This is a genomic window from Moritella viscosa (genome assembly GCF_900120065.1).
Lineage (GTDB): Bacteria > Pseudomonadota > Gammaproteobacteria > Enterobacterales > Moritellaceae > Moritella > Moritella viscosa.
Genome location: NZ_FPLG01000069.1, coordinates 1 through 2214, shown reverse-complemented (window position 1 = coordinate 2214; position 2214 = coordinate 1). Strand labels below are relative to the sequence as shown.

Sequence of the window (2214 nt, the reverse complement as noted above, 5' to 3'; positions counted from 1 at the left end):
TATTTTTTAATAAAACGTTGTTCTATATAATAAACGTTATTAACTACACAAAAGTATCATTCCTACTACAGGGTGCCTTTTGGGTTGTATATCGGAAGTGATGTCTTATGAATGTTTAAATAATTAATATTAATATATGAAAATTTAATAAATTATAAAATAAGAGGTCAAATAATAATGAAGTTTAAATTTAAAAACATTAATTTTAACTTAATCAAGCCATTTTGTTGTATCGCGTTCTGTTTTCCATTCTATTCAGTAGCCGAAATTTCTGATATACCAGTTAATACGAAGGATTATCAAAATACATCATTTGATTGGCGTCAAAAACATTGGTTAATTAATAATTTTACTAATTATTCCAATCATTCCGTTATTCGTGTGACGAGCCCTTTTTATTCTAATGATATAGAAAAATTCCCTTTCTCAGCGAAGGCGGGATCGAGTGGTAAACCTGATTTTGCTGCTGAAGATGGTTGGGAGCTTATTCATCAAGAGCTTGGTTTTGACTCAAATGGTGCTGAACAAGAAAATAAAGAATACAGCTATCCCTACATTGCACTTTATAATCGTTCTCGTGGCATAGTGCGTGTTGTTAGTTATATTAATCATGCTCCTTATACATATAATAGTGTTGAACTCTCACTTTCAGTGCAGGGAGATAACCCTAATGATAAGCCATTAAATCTGTTTTCTACTTATAAGCCAACTGGTAGCCATGATATTGAAAACTACCCACGTGAAGCCACAAGTCTGGCTCGTTATTATGTACATGATTCGGGACAGTTTGTCTTTGGTGATTTTCCTATTTCATATGATCCTTGTGTAAGTACTACTAATCTAAAAATGGCTGTTCGTATTTCTCCAATCCAACAAGCGACTATTAAGCTCAGTGGTCGTTACTTAGGTACCGAATCTGATGTTGTGAAAGAGGGGGGATACATGCAACGAAACTTCTTATCATCTTATATTAAGAGTGGTAGAAAGCTTGATCCAGATTCTCTTGGTATATTGAGCTACCAAAACTATCAACGTTTATTTAATGAAACAGATCATGAACGTTTTGCTAAAGCAGTATACAAAGAGAAAGGTGATGCTAATCTCGATATGCTTATCAAAGGCTTACAAAGCGGTATTAGCATTGTTTCGAGTGCAGCTTCATTTGTTGGTGTTCCCATTGCACCTGAGATATTGTCAAAAGCTTCGGAAGGATTAAATTATTTTGATTTTGCTCCCACTCAGGAGTTAGATGGGTTTAAAATGCCTGAGCCTACTAGTTTTATGAGTGTTGGCGAAATGGCGCTGAGAGGCAGTTCGAAGGTAAGCTCTGCGGTAAGAATGATGACATTTCCACTTCCAGGTAGTATCAATTCAACTAAATCTCCGTTAGGTACATTTAATTTAATGGATATTCCTCAAGCTGAGGTTATGGCTTATCCTGCTCCAGGGAATACCCGTTATGCGAAGATCTGGACTGAAGATAATGGATATACTTTAAAAGGTGCAGTATTTGTTCGAAAAGAAGGACCTCGTATTACGTTTAATACGGTTGAGTTAGCAGCTGCATTATCGCAAGATGCGCGTGATGCTGGAACGAAAGTATTGATTGCTCTTGAAGCTGTATTAGAAAATACATCTAAAAATGATGGACAACAGTTTTATCCAAGTAAACCTCAAGCCATTTGTGGTTTTTATCAGTGTGCCGAAAATTTCGGTTTAGAAAGGCAGGTTATTACAACTACTCCTATCGATTTTGATCAATGGCGAGATACCTATGGTAAAAATACAATTAACTTTTCACTTCCTGACTATAAGCAAGGCATATATCGTACGCGTTATAAAAATATTAAGTTGGCACTAAAAGTATGGGTTGTACCTGCTTATTTAATGGATGATTTTACCGGTGATATTCATAACTTAAAACGTAAGAGTGCGCTTCGTTCTGTACAGCTTTATTCTTACCCAATTAAATTTACAGTTACGCCTTCGACAAGAGAATCAACTTACCTAACAGGCGAAAATGGTGGTTTTGAAATGGCTGCCGATAATGTTAAGGGGGCGCATCTAAGAACTAAACCTGCTATCTATACAGAAACCAAAGATACAGTGAACGGTAAACAAACTAATATCGTTACGAGTGTTTCTGGCAGTATGTGTAATTATCGACAATAGTATTAGAGCATAATTAAGATAAAACTAACTAACTAACTAACT

The 2214-nt window shown here is 35.4% G+C and carries 1 protein-coding gene; it reads left to right on the top strand.

Annotation, left to right across the window (positions count from 1 at the left end):
• Positions 1 to 177 precede the first annotated feature (177 nt).
• Complete coding sequence (locus BT797_RS10135; RefSeq protein WP_052678389.1) at positions 178 to 2172, top strand: hypothetical protein; 1995 nt, start codon at positions 178 to 180, stop codon at positions 2170 to 2172.
• Positions 2173 to 2214 lie beyond the last annotated feature (42 nt).